This is a genomic window from Streptomyces sp. NBC_00080 (assembly GCF_045041255.1).
Classification (GTDB): Bacteria; Actinomycetota; Actinomycetes; order Streptomycetales; family Streptomycetaceae; genus Streptomyces; species Streptomyces coriariae.
Map to the genome: position 1 here is coordinate 9,485,473 of NZ_CP108235.1, position 18,495 is coordinate 9,503,967.

Sequence of the window (18,495 nt, forward strand, 5' to 3'; positions counted from 1 at the left end):
GGCTCACACGTCCTCGCCGTACTGGATGCGCCGGTACGGGGTGCTCAGCACCTCACGGGTGATGCGGACGTCGATGACGGTCGGACGAGGGGCGCGCACGTACTCCGCCAGGGCGTCCCGCAGTTCCTGCGGGGTGCGGACTGTGGCGCCGCCGCCGCCCAACGCCTTGGCTACCGTGCCCAGTTCGGGCGTGGAGATGGTTGCCAGCTCCGGGTCGAGGCCCTTCGCCTTCGCCTTGTGGTACTCGGCGCCCAGGCCCTGGTCGTTCATCACGACGACCAGCAGCGGGACGTCGTAGCGGCACGCTGTCTCGAACTCGGACAGGTGCATGAGGAAGCTGGCGTCGCCCTCCACCACGAAACCGGGCCGGTTGCCCTGCGCGATCAGCTGGCCGAGGGCGATCAGCGGGGCCTGGCCGATGGCGCCGAACATGCCGTAGTTGGAGAGCACGTCACGGGAGCGTTGGAAGAGCATGGTGCCGAAGTCGGTCTGGTGTCCGCTGCCCAGCACCAGCCCCATCTCGCCCGGGAGTTCGTGGTCGAGGATCCAGATCGCCTCGCGCGGGTCGAGCCGTCCGGGCTCGCGCATGTACTGCGCCGGCGGCTGGAACCGGGCCGTCAGGTGCTGCCGGACGGCGTCGGTGTGATAGCCCTCCAGCCGGACGGGCCGCTCTTTGAGGGCCCGGGTCAGTTCGGTGACGGCGCTGACCGCGTCGGCCTGCAGGTAGCTGTCCGCTGTCCTGCCGTTGCCCATCACCAGGTGCGGGGCGGTGTCGATCTGGATGTACTTGGCCTCGGGATAGAGGTAGCCGCTCTCGATGGTGTAGTGGTTCAGGCTGGCGCCCACCGCGATGACACAGTCGGCCTCCTGGAGCAGTTCCATCGACGTCTTGTCGCCGAACAGGCCCGAGAGACCGACGTGGAAGTCGCTACGGTTGCACAGCCAGTTCTTCGCCTGGAGCGTGGTGGCGAGCAGGGCGCCGGTCTGTTCCTGGAGGGCCAGGATCTGCTCGCCCGAGTCTGCCTTGCGTGCGCCGCGCCCCGCGATGATCACCACGCGCTTGGCGTTCTGGACCAGGTCGCACGCCGCCTCGACATCGACCGGGTCCGGGAGCAGCCGTGATGTGCGGATCAGGGTCGTGGAGGGGAGGTATTCCTCGTAGTCGTCGAGTTCGGCCACCTGCACGTCGAAGGGTGCGCTGATCATGACCGGTTTGGACTCGGTGCGGGCTAGGTAGAACGCCTGCCGTACGGCCTCCTGGGCGTTCTCGGGCCGGGTGACGTGGATGAACTCGCACTCGATCGCCGCGGCGAAGCGGCGCTGGTCCAGGTACTGGGTAGCACCCTCGTCACCGAGCGGGGTCTCACCGCAGAAGGCGACCAGGGGAGTACCCGCCCGGCTCGCCACGATCATCGAGGTGGCCAGCTGCGAGACACCGGGACCGCTGGTCGTGGTGATCACGCCGGGCCGCCCGGCACCACGGGCCCAGCCGTCCGCCATCCCGAGACCCGAGCCCTCGTGCCGCACCTCGTACAGGTGCACCCCGCGGTCGGCGAGGGCGGCCATCCAGTGCATGTTGGCGTCGCCCATCATGCCGAAGACATCGCTGGTGCCCTCCCGGACGAACGCCTCGGCGAGTGCTTCGTAGACCTTCACCGCTGGTACTCCTTCGCGTTCGCCACGGTCGTCGTCCGTGCCTTGAGGACACCGTCGAGCCGGGAGAAGACCCGCAGCGCGTTGTCGCCGTAGACCGCCTGCCGGTCGGCGTCGCTCAGGCTGTCGATGGAGTCGAGGGTGTACTTGGTGTCGTCGAACCGACGTCCGGTCTCCGGGTCCACGCTGCGGACGGCGCCGATCATCTCCGAGGCGAACAGCACGTTGCGGGCGGGGATGATGTCCAGCAGCAGTTCCATGCCGCGCTTGTGGTACACGCAGGTGTCGAAGTAGACGTTGCGCAGGACCGACTCCTCCAGCGGCGGCCGGCCGCGGTCCTGCATCATGCCGCGGTAGCGGCCCCAGTGGTACGGGACGGCGCCGCCGCCGTGCGGCAGGATCAGCCGCAGCGTCGGGAAGTCCTTGAACAGGTCCGACTCGCACAGCTGCATGAATGCCGCGGTGTCTCCGGCGAGGTAGTGGGCGCAGGTCCCCTGCAACGCCGGGTTCCTCGACATCGCGACATGGACCATCGCGGGGACGTCGAGCTCGACCATCTTCTCGTACAGCGGGTAGTAGACCCGGTCGGTGAGCGGCGGAGCCTGGTAGTACCCGTCCGACGGGTCCGGGTTCAGCAGACAGCCGACGAACCCCAACTCCTCGACGCAGCGCTCCAGTTCGGCCACCGAGTTGGCTACCGAGGCGGCGAGGGCGACGCCCGGCGATTGCGGGAGCTGGCACACGCCCACGAACCGCTCGGGGAAGAGGCCGCACACCCGAGCGATCAGGTCGTTGCTGACGCGAGACCAGTCGAGGCTGGTGTGCTCGTCGCCGTAGTGGTGGGCCATCTTGCCCGCACCCGGGGAGAAGACCGTGAGGTCGGTGCCCCGCTCGATCTGCAGCTTCAGCTGCCCGTTGTCGATGGCGCTGCGGATCTCGTCGTCGCTGATGTGCAGTTCGTCGGGCGAGATGCGGGCGCCCGACTCCTCGAACGCCTGGATCTGCTTCTCCCGCCACTTGCCCAGCGCCGGGGGCGCCGTGGTGAAGTGACCATGGCAGTCGATGATCATGAATACTCCGAGACTTGCGTAGACGTGGTGTCGTGGGGTGCGCGCGGGTCAGCTGTGTGCGGTCAGTCGCGGCCGGTCAGCTCGCGGGCCTTGTCCAGGCCTGGGTAGGTGCGCACCGGCGCCGACATCAGGAAGCGGTATCCGTCGTCGAGCACCTGCTTGACGTTTCCGGCCGTGACATGGGGGTGGCCGACGGCGACCCCGCGCTCCCCGCAGACGTCGAGGATCCGGCGCTTGCACTCCAGCACCCGTGGATGCTCGTATTGGCGAGGGAAGCCCAGTTCCTGGCTCATGTCGCCCTCGCCGATGAGGATCAGCCCAATCCCCGGGACCTGGTCGAGGATGTCGGGCAGGTTCCTGATGCCGAGCTGGTCCTCGATCATCAAGCCGACGAGGATCTCCCCGTCCGGCGCGAGCGGCCACACATCGGCCCTCGCGTAGTACTCGATGTTCGAGATGCCCCAATAGCGCGTCGCCGCGTGCGGGCCGTCCCCCCGCAGACCGGCGGGCTCGTAGCGCGGTGCGTCGGGCAGCCGCGGGTATCGGCAGGCGGCGACTGCGTTACGGGCCTCCTCCACCGTGGAGATGTGTGGCCAGATGATCCCGAACGCGCCGAGGTCGAGTGCCTGCTTGGCGTGCCACTGCGCCTTCTCCGCTCCGTTGGCGGGGATGCGGACCAGTGGGGTGACGGCCGGGGCGAGGCTGTCCGATTCGAAGATCTGACGTCGGCTCAGCAGGTACTGGAAGCTGTCCTTGAGGGCGTTGATGTCCCAGGGCTTGTGCTCCATCTCGAACACCACGGCGTCGTAGGCCGAGTTGCTCAGCTCGGTCGCGGACGCGGGATCGGCCGCCGAGAAGGTCGCGAAGACGTGGTGGCCCGCGTCCAGGGCGCCGATGACCTTGTTCAACCTGGACGTTGTCATCGCCGGCCCCCCTGACCGAGTGCTTCATCGGACTTGTTCACCGAGGGCGACGCCGTTCGCGGCGACTGTCCCCGGCGCCCGGGCCACCGCCCCGCCCACCACGCGCGCAGGCGGGCGAGCAGGCCGGTGGGGCGGGGTGCGGCCGTGTCCGTACCGGCGGGTGCCGCCGTGGTGGGCTCGGCGGGCGCCGCGCACGCTTTGACCAGTTCGTCGGTGAATTCCTTCGTCATCCGGGAGACCACCATCCCCGCGCCCGACTCGATCAACTTGGCGAGCTTGCCGTTGAGTTTGATCTCGCCGTCGCAGGAGACCCGTGAGCTGCCGGGGGTCTCCCCCTCGGCGACCCGGAAGGTGGCGCCGGCGCTGAAGCGGGTGGCGCCCTGCCCGTCCGCGCCCCGCGCCGTCAGACGGCCCTCACATGCGGGTTCGTCCAGGTCCAGGGCGATCCTGGCGGCGAACTTGACCCGCAGACCGCCGAATCTGACGGCCAGGGTTCCGTCGAAGGACCCGTCGTCGTGCGACGCCCCGAGCTCTGCGCCGCCGATGCACGACACGACGGCCGAGGGGTCCGAGATGACCTCCCAGACACGTCGGGGCGGACTGGGTACGAGGATCTCTTCCTTGATCGATATCAAAACTGTGAACCTTACTGGGCGGCGGACACGACGTCACGGGGAACCTGTGGGACGGCATGACGGCATGACGGCATGACGGTTTGACGTTTCGGCGGCTGGAGCGGAACGACCGTTGGTGTTACGGCACCGGCCCACATGAGCGACGGGGAGCCTCCACGGCGGTCGCTCGGCCGCGCTACGCGGCGGGCTTGCGTTCGGCGGCGAAGAGACCCCAGAGGTCGTTGTAGAGCTCCGAGAACTCGGGGGACTCGACGAGCGCGCCGATCTGGCGCGGACGCTCGAAGGGGACCGGGATGACACGGCGGACCGTACCGGGGCCCTTCGACATGACCACGACCTCGTCGGCCAGGTAGATGGCCTCGTTGAGATCATGCGTGACGAAGATGAGGGTCCCGTTCTGCTCGCGCCAGATGTTGAGCAGTTCCTGCTGGAGCTCAAGCCGCGTGATGGCGTCCAGCGGTCCGAACGGCTCGTCCATCAGCACGATGGACGGGTCGTAGATCAGCGCGCGCGCGATGGCGCAGCGCTTTTGCATACCGCCGGACAACTCCCGCGGATAGTGGTTCTCGAAGCCGGTCAGGCCGACGAGCCTGACCCAGTGGGCGACGCGCTCCTCGCGTTCGTCCTTGGCGACCTTGCGGAACTTGAGCGCCAGGCCGATGTTGGCCTTGACGCTCAGCCAGGGAAGCAGGTGCGAGTGCTGAGTGACGTACGCGGCATCGGAGTTGACGGTGGTGACGCGCTCGCCGGCGTAGTGGACCTCGCCCCGGGTCGGGGTGAGCAGTCCGGCGGCCAGGTTGAGGATGGTGCTCTTTCCGCACCCGCTGGGCCCGATCACGGCGACGACCTTGCCGCGGTCGACCTTGAAGGACACGTCTTCGATCGCCGGTCGATGAGTGCCGGGGAACTGCAGGGTGACGTCGTCGAGACGGAGTGCCTCCGTGTGGAAGGTGCGCTGGCTGGTCGACATGGCTGTCTCCTCGGCTCCCTCACCGCGAAGAGACGAAGCGGGGGCCGCGCGCTCGTGCCGGTAGGGGCGTTGGTGTGACGTGGACTGGTGACAGTGGGGTGCGCGATGCCTCGGAAGGAGCGCCGGGGTCGGCCGGATCCTTGCGGCGAGGCAGTCTCGGCGACACCGTGAATCTACGAGATTGTCCGACAAGCTTTGATGCGAACGTAACACCACCGACCCAGACGGACAAGAATCCTGCAGAAGAACATCCCTTTCTCATCGACGGCGGCGCTCCTACTTCACCATTGTTGGACAACTGAAGCGCCGACGCCTCACCGTGACCGGTGCTGAGGGTGGCCCGAAGCCCACGCGCCACCGTCTACCTGGCCTCGCCCGGTCCGTCACCTTGGTCACGCCGCCGGGCGTGGATCGACGCCGTGGTGGCGCGGGACGGCGGGGCTTCGCGTCGCCGGGCCGGGCTGCCGGAACGGGCCGCCGGCCCAGACCTTTCCGCCGGGGGTCTCCGGGCGGATTCCGTCGGGCCGGATGGCCGATCGGAGCGGCGGCACACTCGGAACAGCCGGGGCGAACAAACCGTAGGTACGCGCTAGAGGTGAGGATTGTCAGGCAACCTCTGCGTGTGCCTGGGTGTCTGGACCCTTTGAAGCAGGTTTCTCGTGCGCACTTCTTGTCGCGACGGGCGCCGCAGGTTACGTTCCGGGGAAGCATTGTCGGACAACTTGAGAACCTCGGCTCCGCGTAGTCGGCACGATGCAAGGGCTGGAACGCCCGCATCCCGCTCATGAGGAAGGCGTCGCTCGATGAACGATTCTCCCCGGCCCCAGCCGCAACCGCGTACCGCGCGGGACGGCGGACCCACTCCCTCGCGGCCCTCCCGGAGAACCGTGCTGACAGCCGTGACGATGTCGGCCGCGGCGGCCACCCCCCTGCTCGCCGGCACCCCGGCCGTCGCAGTACCGGATCGGCCGAGCGACCTGCTCTACATCGGCACCTGGGGGCAGGGTCACGTGTATGCGGTGCGGTTCGACCCCGGCCGCGGGACCATGACCTCACTGGGATCCGTGGCCCGTGTCAGCTCGAACTGGGTCGCCACGCATCCCACCCGCCCGATCCTCTACGTCGCAGGCGGCGAACAGGGCGGATACATCCGCGTCTTCCGGATCGACGATGCGTCGGGGGCGCTGCGGCAACTCGACGAGATCACGGTCGAGACGGTCCCGACAGGCAGCGGCGGGCTCTCGTACATCGGATTGACCAGGAATGCGGACGCATTGCTGGTCGCCGACTTCGCGGCCGGCTCGGCGGCGACTGTTCCGCTCGGCCCGAACGGCGGCCTGCGTACTGTCGCCTCGGTCGTCCAGGACGTCGGGTCCGGCCCCAGCCCGCGCCAGACGGGTCCGCACCCCCACTGCGTGGTCGTCGACCCGAGCCGCAGGCACGCGTTGGTCGCGGACTTCGGCGCGGACCGGGTGTTCGTCTACGACTACGACCCGGCCACCCAACGGATGTCGGCCGGCGCACCCGACGGGCCCGGTTCCTACGCGACCGCACCTGGCTCGGGCCCGCGGCGGCTGGCTTTCCATCCGAACGGACGGACGCTCTACCTGCTGAACGAACTCACCGCAGACCTACAGGTGTTGCGGTGGGACGCGGGACAGGGTGAGTTGACGCCACGTCAGGTCCTGTCGACCAACGCCGCTGACCACACTGGGACCACGAGCGCCGCCGAGCTTGCCGTTAGCCGCGACGGCCGGTATCTGTACACGTCCAACCGCGGCGAGAACGCCCTGGTCGTCTTCTCCGCGGACCCCGCGACCGGTCTGCTCACCGAGACCCAGCGCATCCCCTGCGCCGGTGTCACGCCATGGAGTTTCGCTCTGCACCCTGGAGGACGGTGGCTGTTCGTCGCGAACGAGGCGAGCGGAAGCGTGAGCCTCTTCTCGGTCGATCGGGCTTCCGGGCGTCTGACGGATACCGGTGCCTCCGTTGCCGTGCCCTATCCCGACTGCATCGCCTTCCGTACCCGACAGGAAGGACACGGCGCCGTCCCTTCGTGACGGCCGGGTCACCGCCGGGCGGCGGTGCCGACCGTCCTGACCCGCGAACACGGCCGTCGCCCTACTGGTGAGGGCGACGACGCGCACGCTGCTTGCCTGACCCCACGCGCGGCGGACGATCAGCTCGGAAGACCGGTGTCGGTGGAATCGTCCCTGAGTGCCTGCGTCGCGCCGCCGTCGCCGGGCGACCATCGTGGGATCGGGGGCGCCCCCCTCGCGTGATCGGCGTCGAATCGGTACACCTCTCACCCGTCGCGTCGTGTGTGAGGCGTCCTGAGCAAGGCGACGCCTCGGTTGCCAGCCATACTGCTCGATACACGGCAGCCATTCCCCCTAGCCACAGGTGATCATGTGAACTCGGAGCAGCACGACGACACGGCCGACGCCGAGAAGGGTCCGTCGACGCGGCACAGTCAGGCTTACGAGGGCCTGCGTTCACTCCTGCAGTCGGGAAGCTTCGCGCCGGGCACCCGGCTCACCGAAGCGGACCTGACCCAGAGGTTCGGCGTCTCGCGCAGCACGATGCGGTCCGTACTGGTGCAGCTGACCCAGGAGGGTTACGTCACCAGCGAAGTCAATCGGGGTGTGCGCACCAGGGATTTCACGGTCGAGGAAGCCCTGGACATCCTGGAGGCGCGAGAGACACTCGAATCCGCCCTGGCAGGCAAGGCCGCCGAACGTGCGACGGACGAGGAGATCGAGGAACTGCGCCGTACGCTGCAGTTCATGGCGGACTGCCAGGCGAGCGGTGACCAAGCGGGCTATTCCCAGGGCAACCGGACGTTCCACCAACAGGTCAAACGCGCCGCTCACCAGCAGACCCTGGCCCGTGCCTACGACACACTGCTCTATCCCCTCGTCATGAGGCAGTACCGCGACCTCAGCGCGCCGCATCCGCGGACCGGATCGCTTGAGGAACACCAAGCCATCTTCCTGGCCGTACTCACCCGCAACCCCGACGCGGCCGTCGCCGCGATGCGCCACCACGTCGGCGCCGCCCGAAGGGCTCTACTGCTGCGATCGACTCGGGAGGGCGCCGACTGAGCAGTGCGATATTCAGCAGCGCGCGCCGCCGCACCGACGGTGTGGTGTCGGGCCGTGGCGATGGACTGCAAAGGTCGAGCGCGTAACGGCCGATGAAGATGAACGCGATGGACAGGACGTCGATGAAGAAGGTGGCCTGGACGTGGCTGGGGGGATGGTGCGTTGGTGTGACCGACCGGGAGCGGGCGGCCGAGCACGGCTGGGCGCTGGACTGGGATCTGCGTCCCGTCAAGCAGCGTGTGTTCAACCTCGCCGAACGCGGTCTGACCGAGTTCGCAGACCGTGAAGACCGCGCAGCGCTGTCGGCGTGAGAAGGCCGGGCCGTCCGCTGGGCGGCCCGGCTGACGGCAGCCGGACATGACCTCATCCTCTACAGCCGCATGCGTCCCCAGCCCGCCGAGGACGCTTGCGGCCCCCGGTCTTCAGCGGGTCGAGCTGAACCCATCGCAGATGACGGAGTTGCGCCTGGCCGTAGCGCACGCGTTCTGGCTGCACCGGATGTCGCGCTCCGCACTTGACGCCAACAGCTTCGCCCGCCACGCACTCCATCTGCTCCGGCGAGAGGTGCAGGACATGCCGGTTCGCCGCGGGGTCGCGTCGGGCCGTGCGGACCCGTTCCGCCAGCCCGTCGGCCGGCGGCACCCGAAGCCGGTCGGCGAGCGGCCGAGAAGGCCGCTCCTGGAAGGGTGCCCGCACCATCCGTACACAAGCAGATCTGCCGGGGCGCCGGCCCCGACGAGCTGCACGCGGTGGGCGGCTTGCCGGGTCGCCCGCCAATACACCCTGTTCCTGCCCGCCCCCTTCGGTGGTGTGATGTCACCTTGCCCGCTCTGCCTCGTCGAAGATCTGCTGATGTTCGGCCAGGAAATTCTCCCGGTCGGCTTCCTCCAGGCTCTCCCCTAGCAGCCCTGGCTCTGAACGGATGGCAGCTCGACCATTCGCCAAGAACCGCAGGAGTGCCGAGGGAGCAATCAGTGGCGCGGCACCTCGAAGATGCGCAGAGCCGTAGACGTCACGACCCATAGCCCGAGCGTTGACCCGGGCGACGGCCGCGTGAAGCGGGCCGTAGTCGTCAACCTGCGGATCATTGGGCAACAGTTGTGCGGCTTACAGAAGGAATGGCACCTCAAGAGGCTGGAGCGGTTCGCTCTGCGTCACGTGGCGTGGCCCGCTCCTGCTGCCTCTCAAGACCGAGCCGCGCTGTTCGGCACTGGGATCGGTCGCGCACCGAGCTTGTCGACGGAGCCCGGGCCGAGCTGGAACTTGCCTCGGCTCAACATATTCGCCGTTTTGGCCGGAAACTCAGTATCGCCCAAAGAGCTTGGGCTCCCGACCCAATGCGGTGATGTCGAAAGAATGACATCAATAGCTCTCGCCGACGTCACTTGGACCATCACCCATAGGAGACATTGTGTCGGACAACAACGACAAGATCACTCCCGACCTCATGCGCCGAGCAGTCATTGCGGGAGGTGTCGGCATAGCAGGCACCGGCCTTCTGGCCGCCGCCCCTGCCTCCGCCGCGACGCCCCCTTCCAGCTCGGGGCTCCACTTGCAGGACTTGGCCGTTCAGAAGGAGGTCGAGACCGTCGTGCTCACCGAACGGTGGGCACGCGACATGGCGAAGTGGGATGTCATGGCCGACCAGTTCCATCCCGACTCGCTCGTCGACATCTCCTGGATTCGGACGACCGGACCCGAGTTCGCTCGCCTCTCCCGGCAGAGCTTCGAGGCTGGCGCACGTAGCTGTCACGTCCTCAGCCCCGTATTGGTTCATGTCAACGGCAGGCGCGCCACCGCAGACACCGGAATGATCATCGCCGGACGGGTCGAAGTGGCCGGGCAGATTGTGTGCCTGACGGCCTACAGCCGCATAGTGGAACGGCTGGAGAAGCGCAGCGCAGGCTGGCGCATCAGCGAGCTGAGGACGATCTACCAATTCGACTCTCTGGCACCGGTGAATCCCGGCGACACTTTCCGTCTCGAACCCGACCGGCTGGCCGGCTATCGGCCGTCCTACTCGGCACTGTCCTACTGGGTCGAGGACACACGTGGCGCTGCCGCAGTGCGCAACGACCTTCCCGGTGTCGACCGGCCCGAGACGATGAAGGACCTGTACGAAGCAAACAATGCCTGGCTCGCCGAGGGCCGCTGACCGCAGCACCCCGCAGGGCGCCAGTGCCGCAGAGTGCCTTGGTAGTTCACCCGCGCCAAGTACAGGCGGGACGGTTGCAGACCCAGCGATGTCGTGAGCTTTCGAAAGTCCGCTCTGCCCATCCCGTCTCGCCGACCACATCAGCTCGGTGATCGGCTGGGCGGGGGAGGGGCGGATCATCCAGAGCCCAGCATGTCCTGCACTTCCTGTCTTACTGGCTCCAACAAAAGCTGTTGATCACGTGACTGTCGGCTTGTCTGCTCGTTGGTCTGGTCGTGGGGAAACGCCAGTCGCGACCGTGGATCGTGTCGGATGAACTCTGGTCACTCATTGAGCCGTTGCTGCCCGAGCCGGCGCCGAAGCAGGTCGAGGGCAGACCCCGAGTACCGGACCGCCAGGCCCTGTGCGGGATCCTCTTCGTCCTGCATACCGGCATCCAGTGGGAGTACCTGCCCCAGGAGCTGGGCTTCGGCTCGGGAATGACCTGCTGGCGGCGCCTGGCTGCCTGGAACGAGGCCGGCGTCTGGGACCAGCTGCATGTGCTGCTGCTGGAGAAGCTGCGGTCGAAGGACCAGCTGGACTGGTCGAGGGCGGTGATCGACTCCTCGCATGTCCGCGCGGCCCGGCGGGGCCCAAAAGCGGACCCAGCCCGGTCGACCACGCACGTCCGGGCAGCAAACACCACCTCATCGTCGACGCCCAGGGCATCCCCCTCGCGGTGCCGCTGACCGGCGGAAACCGCAACGACGTCACCCAACTCGAGCCGCTGCTCGACAAGATCCCGGCCGTCGCGGGCCGGGCCGGCAGACCGCGCCGGCGGCCGGACGCGCTGCTGGCCGACCGCGGCTACGACCACGACAAGTACCGCCGCCTGCTCTGGCAGCGCGGGATCCGTCCCGTGATCGCGAAGCGAGGCGAGCCGCACGGCACTGGCCTGGGCGTCTTCCGCTACGTCGTCGAGCGCACGATCGCCTGGCTGCACGGCTTCCGCCGCCTGCGCATCCGCTGGGAACGACGCGACGACATCCACGAGGCCTTCCTCGGACTCGCGTCTGCCTGATCACCCACCGCCACGTCCGACGGCTTTGTCAGGGACAGTTAGTGCGTCGCGAGCGGTGATGCGATCAGGGCATACGCGCGGGACCGGTGAGTTGTGTTCGTGATGATGGCGGACCCGCCTGCCAGCCGTTGCTCTGGGACGGACCTGCTGAAGTATCCACGTGTCGCATCGCGTCAGGGCGGCAGGTGAGAACAGCCGAACGGCGGGACAGGGCCGCATTTGAGCCCGTAGACCAAACGGCGCCGCGATCAGTGGACCCTCGGCCCATCGCCACGCAGTGCATCACCCTGTTCACTCCGTGAGACCGCCGTGCTCGTCCATGAGCAGCCGCCGGGACCTCGCCGACATCTGGCTGTGAACCGGCGGCGAACGGCAACTTCAGCTGAGCGGTCGCCACTGACGCGACCCATCCGGGCCGCGTTGGCGGAGTAACGGGCTCGTTCCGGCGCGGCGCGCTCCCGTCGTCATCATCGCCGGCAGGGCTTGTCACGCGCCGCCGGCAAAACCCGAGGAGATTTTTCGTGAGCAGACGCGACAAGATGAGAACAGCCGTCGTTGCCCATCCGGTACTGACCCTGATGGTCGTCGTAGTGCTGCTGGCACTGCTGACCGCAGCGGCCGAGCTGGCAGCGCGCAAGATCGTCAAGGACCAGATCCGAAGTGAGTCGGTCGTGGCGGGCTCTGGTTCCACGGTCTATCTGCGTGGCGGCTGGGGCCTGACCGCTCTGGCAGGACATGAGGTGCCAAGAGTGGACATTCTGACAGACCATGCGACGCTGGGGCCTTTTGCCGACGTGCCGCTTCAAATGGAGATATTCGGACTTCGAATGGGAACGTCGCCGAGCTTCGATCGTGTCCACGGCCTGGCCGTCGTGGGCGCAGACGATCTCGTCGAAGCCCTCAGCAAAGAAGCGCCGGGCATGGGGGTGACGTCCGTGAAGATGAACAGCTTCGAGGGGACCATCACGCTAGCGGTAGGCGGGGGCACGAAAATGGTGACGCTGGAGCCGCAACTGGACCGCACCTCCGGGCAGGTGGTCTTCAAGCCGGCGGACGGCGTGCAGGCCGGCGCTGGCAATCTGCTCGGCCTGGGCAAGCTGATGAGCGGCGAGGGCGACGGTCCCGCAGCGACTCTCGGTCTGCGGATTCAGGCAGTAGCGGTCGCGCGGAACGGACTGCACCTCGTGCTGGACGCCCCGGGGGGCAAGCTGAATCCCTGACAGCAGCCGCGGCGCTTGGCTTCCATAGCGTTCGTCGGTCAGGACCTCGCTCTACGGTCGGGAGTGATCGTCGACTGCGGTGTGGGCGAAGCAGTATCCGATCACGGGACTGCCGTCCTTGCGGGCGTCGGTTGTTGCCTGCCGATTGTTTGCGGCTCGCTGGCGGGGCATGATCCGATGGCCGCCTCCGTCGGGGATGTTGCCAAGCCTCTTGATGTCGACGTGGACCAGTTCGCCGGGATGCTCGCGTTCGCAGCGACGAATGAGCTGGCCCGTCGGCCGGTCCATCCAGCGCAGCCGGTTCAGCTGGCGGCGGGTCAGGACACGATGGAGGCGGGCATGGCCAGGATCGGTTCGATGCGTGCGGGGCCGAGCTTGCGTCGCGCCGCAGCTCGCAGATGCGGCTCTCGACCTCGGCAGAGGTGCGGTGCGGTGTGGTCAGAGGCCGGCTGGAGCGGTCATACAACCCCGCGCCGCCTTCGGCTCGCCGGCGGCGAACCCATTTGTGGTCGGTGGTGCGGGAGATGCCCATTTCGTCGGCGACGTGCGCGACGGGCCTGCCCGCGCGGACTCGTTCGACGAGGAGGCGTCTGCCATGGACGGTCAACCGCGCATCGGGGTGGGACACCTGCTTGTACCTCTGCGGAATTCTGACGGAGACGGAGACCGAGACCGAGGCCAGGGGCGGGGCGATCCGCGCCGCCAGTCCTGCCGTCCAGGCCGTGTTGGCGAGAGGTGGACAGCGTGTCCCGCTGTTGATGTGGCGGACCTTGGGGCCGGTTAACCTAACGGCCCGCCCCTTAGGGCCGTCGGTTAGAGCTGCAGCCGGGCCAGGGTCCCACGCGTTGAGCACACTGATCAGCTCAGACTCGTCCGTAGCGTCAGCGGTCCGGATGAGGACCGCTCCGATGTCGTAGTCGAATCCGTCAATGCGCTCGCGGTCGTACACCCAGTGCTCAAGGTGGAAGCCGCGTTCAACATCGCTGCGAACCCATCCCTCGCCCTGTGCTTGGGCGGGACATCGCAAGCCTGCTGCGCACTGATGCACGCCTTGCCTTCGCGGCTATCGCGCGTGCGCTGGACATCACCGAATCCCGGGCTCGCCGTACCGCCACCGCAATGTTCGCCTCCGGGCTGCTGCGCCCGCGGGTCGAGGTGGAGCCTCAGCGGCTCGGCTATGACGTCGAGGTGGTGCTCAGCATTCGCTGTCCCCCGCATGCCGTGGGCCAGCTCACAAGTGTCCTGGTCGACCACCCGGCCACACGCTTCCTCGCGCTCACCGGAGGCGAGGCCATCATCACGTACGGAGGAGTGTTCCGCGACGAGCAGCAACTTGGGCTCTTCCTGGTGGATGATCTGGGAGAGATCCGTGACGTTGCCGCGGTCGAGTGTTCCGTCCAACTCGATGTCCTGAAGCGCTACTGGGCCGTCCGCCCCCGCTGAGCGCTGTGCAGGAGTTCGTCGATCGTCCTCGGCGAACGCACCCGGCCCAGGCCTCCTCCTCGCGACGGAATCCTGCTGCGAGACCGTTGACGCGAACAACGGACAACTCACGGATGCCGTCAGCCACCGAAGGCCATTTCGCGCATGACCGGTGCCGGTGCGATCGGGGCATTCCAATCAGCGGTACGGGACGTGACACCGACCTGTGACCAGACCTAGCGTGACGGGGGCCCGCCCGGCCACACCAGACGGGCGTGAAAGCGCTATGTCGCCGGAGGCCCACGGTGGCCGGTGCTGCTCCAGGACTACCTGTCCGACCTCAAACAGCTGGCTTCGGCGCGCCGTTGAGGCGTCTCGTGGCCACCTGTCGGCAGTCTCTGCGCCCGGCCGGGCCTGCCGGGGCACCAGATGCGCCCGCGGGAGTTCCGGACGACCTACCGACTATCAGGTGAGTGATTATTCGATGACGCAGGATGTGACAGCCGTGGCCCAGCTCGTGCTGCACGAGCGGCAGGGGCGCGACCGTGGATGGTGGGACGCGATGCGGCAGTGCTACACACCGGACTCCGTGGTGCGGATCAGCTGGTTCCGGGGCAGCGGCCCCGAGTTCGTGAACCAGTCGGAGCGCATGGCAGACCGCGGAGACCGCGCCGTCCACCGCCTCGGGCCGCCGGTCGTCGACGTCTACGGCGAGCGTGCGATCGTGGAACTGCCCGCAGTGATCGAGGTGGCCACGGAGCTGGACGGCGTGGAGGTCGTCCTCGCGTCCTGCACCCGGGTCCTCTACCGCGCGGCGAAGATCGACGGCGACTGGAAGATAGTCTCCGTCGACCCCGTGTACGAACGGGACTCCCTCACCCCGGCAGTTCCCGGCACGGAGATCCGCCTGGATACGAATGAGGTCAGGAAGTACCGAACTCCCTATCGTTTTCTGACCTATGTGCTGCAGCACCGGGGCTACGGCATCGCGGACGACCTCTACGGCGACGACCGCCCGGACGAGGTTGCCCAGCTCTACCGGGACGCCCGCGGCTGGCTGCGTTTGTCCCGCCCTAATTACCACGAGGTGCAAGAAGAACAGGCCGGGGCAACCTGCGATCAGTGACCGACCGGCGTGACGCCTCAGGCAGCAGTGGCCGCGAGGACGATCCGGGCTATCTGGCGGGGGTGCGTGACCAGGGACAGGCGGCCGGCCTCGACTTCGACGGTCGTAGCTTTCATGCGCTGGGCCATGAACCGTTGCAGGCCGGGGTCGATGGTGCGGTCGCTTCGGGAGACGGCGTACCAGGAGGGCTTCTCCCGCCAGGCGGCCGTGGTCGTGGTCGGTGCGGCGGTCGACAGCAGACCCTGTGCGGCATACAGGGTGAGTACCTCCTTACGGGGCACTCCATTGGCGAAGTCCTGTAAGAAGGCGTCCTGGCTCAGCCACTTGAATCCTCCTGAGCTGACGACGCCGGATGTGACGGGCGGCGTGGGGTAAGCGGCGGAGAGCGCGGCGTAGTCCTCCCCGGCCTCGGGAGCTCGCGCGGCGACGTACACGAGACCGGTCACGTTCTCCGCGAGCCCGACCTCGGAGATGACCGCCCCTCCGTAGGAGTGGGCGACCAAGACCGTGGGGCCGTCCTGCCGGGACAGTGCGAAGCGGACCGCCTCGGCGTCGTCTGCGAGCGACGTGAGCGGGTTCTGCACCGAGGTCACCCGCAATCTGGCCTCCTGTAGCAGCGGCACGACCTTCGACCAGGACGAGCCGTCGGCGTAAGCACCGTGCACGAGAACTACGTTGCTCGCCCCGGTCGCGGTACTCTTTCGCGTCGCGGCCCGGGCGGCGGGAACGGTCATGAGTGAGGCTGCCGTGGCGAACGCACTCAGTGCGGAGAACTGACGGCGGTTGATCAAAATGTTTCCTTTCGTCCACCGTTCCTGTGGCCGAGTCGCAGGTGATGCGTTCGTGGCCCTTGGCCGCAACCGGTTCCGCCGAGGCGGAACGCGGGGATCACATGAGGCCTGGGCTCCGTTGGCCCTCGATGATCCACAGCGGTCGTTCAGTCCACAGGTACGGCCGAAGCCTCTTGGCCGGGAGACCGGCGGGCTTCCGCCGCGGGCGGCACCGCGCCGGCCGCAGGGCCGGCGCGGGTCTCAGAAGGTGTCCAGATCGACGGAGAACTTCGTCGGCCCATCGTAGTTTTTGGCGATGGCGGATCGAGCCTTGCCGATACGGTTGTCGCTGACGCCGATATGGGTGAGCGTGAGCGCCTTCACGGCGGCCCTGCTGGCCAGCAGGCCCACGTTCTCAGCTGTCAGATGCTCCTCGGTGAAGTGCCGCAGGAGCCGCTGGCGCACCTCTTCCGGGAACTGCGCGAGCAGGGCTGTGACCGACGGGTCGTCGGGGTCCGTGATCTCGCTCACCAGCAGGTCGGCGCCCGCCGCTAGCTTCTCCACGTTGGCGCTCGGCCCGGTGTCACCCGTATACACGATGGCGCGGTCCGGGGTCTCGAACCGGTAGGACAGCGACTGGCTGTGCGTGTCGCTCTCGAGCTTGTAGTGACTGTTCTGCGCGGCAGTGACCTGCACGTCCCCCACGGTGACGACGGAACCGTCGACGATGTCGACGGCCCTGACCCCGAAAGCCTGAGCTGTCGGCCGCTGCACGATGTTGTGCAGCGGCCCCTGCCCCGCCAGAATGCCGTCCACGGTTTCTTTGGTGCCGGGCGGGCCGTAGACGACGAGTTCACCGGGAACCTGGGCCTGATAGCGGCGGCCGATGAGGCCCCAGAGGCCTCCCGTGTGGTCGATGTGCAGGTGGGAGAGGATGACCGTGCCCACGGTGCCCAGGTCGACGCCGGCTTTGGCGAGTTGGTCGACGGTGCCGTCACCGGCGTCCACCAGAAGTGCCTGACCCGAACCGTGCAAGAGGTTGGCGGGCTGGGCTCGGTGTGCGCCTCCGCTTACGGGGCCTGCTTGGGTGCCGAGCGTCGCCCAAGTCATGGCGTACTTGCGACGCCGGGACGCGGCCGTCGCCGATGCCGGCTGGGTGGGGGTGCTGGCGGCAGCGCTGGACGAGCGAACGGCGCTCGTGGCGACAGCCGCGAGTGTGGTTCCCACGGCTCCGGCCAGCATCGCCCGGCGACCGAGGGCCGAGCGGGTGCCGGCGTCCCCTGCAGTCTCTTCTGTCACGGGTGGTGCCCTTTCCTCGTACGGTGATCGGCCACCGGTCCGCCGCCTCTCTGACGAGGTGTCGGAAGCCGGAGCGCGATGGGGACGGCACTCCCGCACGCCGGCCGATCCGTACAGGTTGTCCCCGACGGCTGGGCGTTCGCGGAAGGCCGTCACCAGCAAAGAGGGAGACCGAACCTCGGGCATAGGGGTGTTCCGCTGAGTGAAACAGCAGCAGGAGCAGAGTCCGGATCTCGCGACCCCGGGTTCCGAGGAAATGGCACTCAGTACCCTAATATTCGAGTCTGAGTGCCATCTCTGTCCCTACCTGTCTTTCAGCGCCGTCTCGAGTCGCTGCATGACCTGCCACATCGGAGCACTGGACCGCGCCACCACGACGACGGACTCCCCGGAGTCGGCCCAGTTGCGACGCACCAGGTCCAGGGCCTGCCCGACGCTGGGTGTGGCGTCCCCTTGCGCTCCGGAGCGCAGCCAGGCTCGCAGTCCGTAATTGTGCGCGGCTACGATGCCGGCGGCGATCACGTGCGCGCGCAGGCCGCCGTCTGGCAGGGTGGCGAACCGGCGTTCCAGATAGGCCGCGAGCGCTCGTTCGTAGCTGCGCACCACGGTGGTCTCGTGCCGTCTCAGGGCCGGGACGCTGCGGGTCAGTGCGTAGCGCCGCGCGGAGAAGTCCGCGTTCTCCGCATACATGCGCATGACGAGCAGGGCGGCGTCGCACGCGCGGCCCACCGGGTCGGCGTCGCGTGGTCCTTCCTCCATGTACGCAACCAGTTCGTCGAGGGCGCGGTCGTGATCCGGGAAGACGACCGCCTCCTTGGTGGGGAAGTACCGGAAGAATGACCGCCTTCCCACGCCTGCGCGGCGGACGATGTCGTCCACGGTCGTGTTCTCGTAGCCGGACTCGGTGAACAGGTCGAACGCGGCCGACACCAGGAGATCCCTGATGGATGACTTCTCCGCATCCTTCGCTTCTTCGGTCTCGGCATCGCCGTCCGTAGGTGCGTCCTCGCGCTTTTCGCTCATGAGCCGAACGTACAGGCCTTCGATCGCATGGCACTCGGTGTGCATAATGAGGGTACTGAGTGCCA

General features: G+C 67.7%; 16 protein-coding genes and 3 pseudogenes. 9 read left to right on the forward strand and 10 right to left on the reverse strand.

Translation table 11 applies throughout. The features are described 5' to 3' along the window. Positions 1-3: 3 nt before the first annotated feature. The 5 genes from OHU34_RS42335 to OHU34_RS42355 all read right to left on the reverse strand — a co-directional run bounded on the left by OHU34_RS42335 (position 4) and on the right by OHU34_RS42355 (position 5,251). The gene (locus tag OHU34_RS42335; RefSeq protein WP_405771819.1) at positions 4-1,656 is read right to left on the reverse strand and encodes a thiamine pyrophosphate-binding protein; all 1,653 of its coding nucleotides are present in this window, start codon (positions 1,654-1,656) and stop codon (positions 4-6) included. Next, on the reverse strand, positions 1,653-2,723 hold the full coding sequence (locus tag OHU34_RS42340; protein WP_405771822.1) for an amidohydrolase family protein: 1,071 nt from the start codon (positions 2,721-2,723) through the stop codon (positions 1,653-1,655). The genes OHU34_RS42335 and OHU34_RS42340 overlap by 4 nt, the downstream gene beginning before the upstream one ends. A gap of 62 nt (positions 2,724-2,785) precedes the next feature. Beyond that, positions 2,786-3,646 (reverse strand): HpcH/HpaI aldolase/citrate lyase family protein, encoded by an 861-nt coding sequence (locus OHU34_RS42345; RefSeq protein ID WP_405771825.1) that lies wholly within the window; start codon positions 3,644-3,646, stop codon positions 2,786-2,788. Then, positions 3,643-4,281 carry an SRPBCC domain-containing protein gene (locus tag OHU34_RS42350; protein WP_405771828.1) on the reverse strand — a complete coding sequence of 213 codons (639 nt, stop codon included), beginning with the start codon at positions 4,279-4,281 and terminating at the stop codon, positions 3,643-3,645. The genes OHU34_RS42345 and OHU34_RS42350 overlap by 4 nt, the downstream gene beginning before the upstream one ends. Positions 4,282-4,456: 175 nt before the next feature. Then, on the reverse strand, positions 4,457-5,251 hold the full coding sequence (locus tag OHU34_RS42355) for an ABC transporter ATP-binding protein (RefSeq protein ID WP_054244507.1): 795 nt from the start codon (positions 5,249-5,251) through the stop codon (positions 4,457-4,459). 887 nt (positions 5,252-6,138) lie between these two features. Here OHU34_RS42355 and OHU34_RS42360 point away from each other — a divergent pair. The 4 genes from OHU34_RS42360 to OHU34_RS42375 all read left to right on the forward strand — a co-directional run bounded on the left by OHU34_RS42360 (position 6,139) and on the right by OHU34_RS42375 (position 9,258). Continuing rightward, positions 6,139-7,311: a lactonase family protein gene (locus OHU34_RS42360; RefSeq protein WP_405771832.1), complete on the forward strand. Its 1,173-nt coding sequence runs from the start codon at positions 6,139-6,141 to the stop codon at positions 7,309-7,311. Between the two features lie 351 nt (positions 7,312-7,662). Continuing rightward, the gene (locus tag OHU34_RS42365; protein WP_405771835.1) at positions 7,663-8,355 is read left to right on the forward strand and encodes a GntR family transcriptional regulator; all 693 of its coding nucleotides are present in this window, start codon (positions 7,663-7,665) and stop codon (positions 8,353-8,355) included. Positions 8,356-8,462: 107 nt separating this feature from the next. Further along, complete coding sequence (locus OHU34_RS42370) at positions 8,463-8,666, forward strand: hypothetical protein (RefSeq protein WP_405771838.1); 204 nt, start codon at positions 8,463-8,465, stop codon at positions 8,664-8,666. A 139-nt stretch (positions 8,667-8,805) separates the two neighbouring features. After that, entirely contained in the window at positions 8,806-9,258 is a 453-nt protein-coding gene (locus OHU34_RS42375; protein ID WP_405771841.1) for a hypothetical protein, read from the forward strand. Between the two features lie 69 nt (positions 9,259-9,327). Here the strand turns inward: OHU34_RS42375 and OHU34_RS42380 are convergent. Next, a pseudogene (locus OHU34_RS42380) lies at positions 9,328-9,453 on the reverse strand (fic family toxin-antitoxin system, toxin component); the annotation flags it as partial. 313 nt (positions 9,454-9,766) lie between these two features. On the opposite strand from OHU34_RS42380, the gene OHU34_RS42385 reads away from it, so the two are divergent. The 3 genes and pseudogenes from OHU34_RS42385 to OHU34_RS42395 all read left to right on the forward strand — a co-directional run bounded on the left by OHU34_RS42385 (position 9,767) and on the right by OHU34_RS42395 (position 12,790). Next, positions 9,767-10,510: a nuclear transport factor 2 family protein gene (locus tag OHU34_RS42385; protein ID WP_405771844.1), complete on the forward strand. Its 744-nt coding sequence runs from the start codon at positions 9,767-9,769 to the stop codon at positions 10,508-10,510. A gap of 305 nt (positions 10,511-10,815) precedes the next feature. Beyond that, positions 10,816-11,570 (forward strand): annotated as a pseudogene (locus OHU34_RS42390) (IS5 family transposase). Positions 11,571-12,091: 521 nt separating this feature from the next. After that, positions 12,092-12,790, forward strand: coding sequence for a hypothetical protein (locus OHU34_RS42395; RefSeq protein ID WP_405771847.1), 699 nt, complete (start codon positions 12,092-12,094; stop codon positions 12,788-12,790). A gap of 54 nt (positions 12,791-12,844) precedes the next feature. On the opposite strand, the pseudogene OHU34_RS42400 reads toward OHU34_RS42395, so the two are convergent. After that, positions 12,845-13,418: pseudogene (locus OHU34_RS42400) on the reverse strand (leucine zipper domain-containing protein); the annotation flags it as partial. A gap of 377 nt (positions 13,419-13,795) precedes the next feature. On the opposite strand from OHU34_RS42400, the gene OHU34_RS42405 reads away from it, so the two are divergent. Together OHU34_RS42405 and OHU34_RS42410 are read left to right on the forward strand one after the other, a co-directional pair. Next, positions 13,796-14,233, forward strand: a complete 438-nt coding sequence (locus OHU34_RS42405) for an Lrp/AsnC family transcriptional regulator (RefSeq protein ID WP_405771850.1) — start codon at positions 13,796-13,798, stop codon at positions 14,231-14,233. 463 nt (positions 14,234-14,696) lie between these two features. Then, entirely contained in the window at positions 14,697-15,338 is a 642-nt protein-coding gene (locus tag OHU34_RS42410; protein ID WP_405771853.1) for a nuclear transport factor 2 family protein, read from the forward strand. Positions 15,339-15,355: 17 nt separating this feature from the next. Here the strand turns inward: OHU34_RS42410 and OHU34_RS42415 are convergent, their stop codons facing one another. The 3 genes from OHU34_RS42415 to OHU34_RS42425 all read right to left on the reverse strand — a co-directional run bounded on the left by OHU34_RS42415 (position 15,356) and on the right by OHU34_RS42425 (position 18,430). Beyond that, positions 15,356-16,003, reverse strand: a complete 648-nt coding sequence (locus tag OHU34_RS42415; RefSeq protein ID WP_405771856.1) for an alpha/beta hydrolase — start codon at positions 16,001-16,003, stop codon at positions 15,356-15,358. A gap of 366 nt (positions 16,004-16,369) precedes the next feature. Beyond that, positions 16,370-17,593: an MBL fold metallo-hydrolase gene (locus OHU34_RS42420; protein WP_405771859.1), complete on the reverse strand. Its 1,224-nt coding sequence runs from the start codon at positions 17,591-17,593 to the stop codon at positions 16,370-16,372. A 117-nt stretch (positions 17,594-17,710) separates the two neighbouring features. After that, positions 17,711-18,430, reverse strand: coding sequence for a TetR family transcriptional regulator (locus OHU34_RS42425; protein ID WP_405772545.1), 720 nt, complete (start codon positions 18,428-18,430; stop codon positions 17,711-17,713). Between the last annotated feature and the right edge of the window lie 65 nt (positions 18,431-18,495).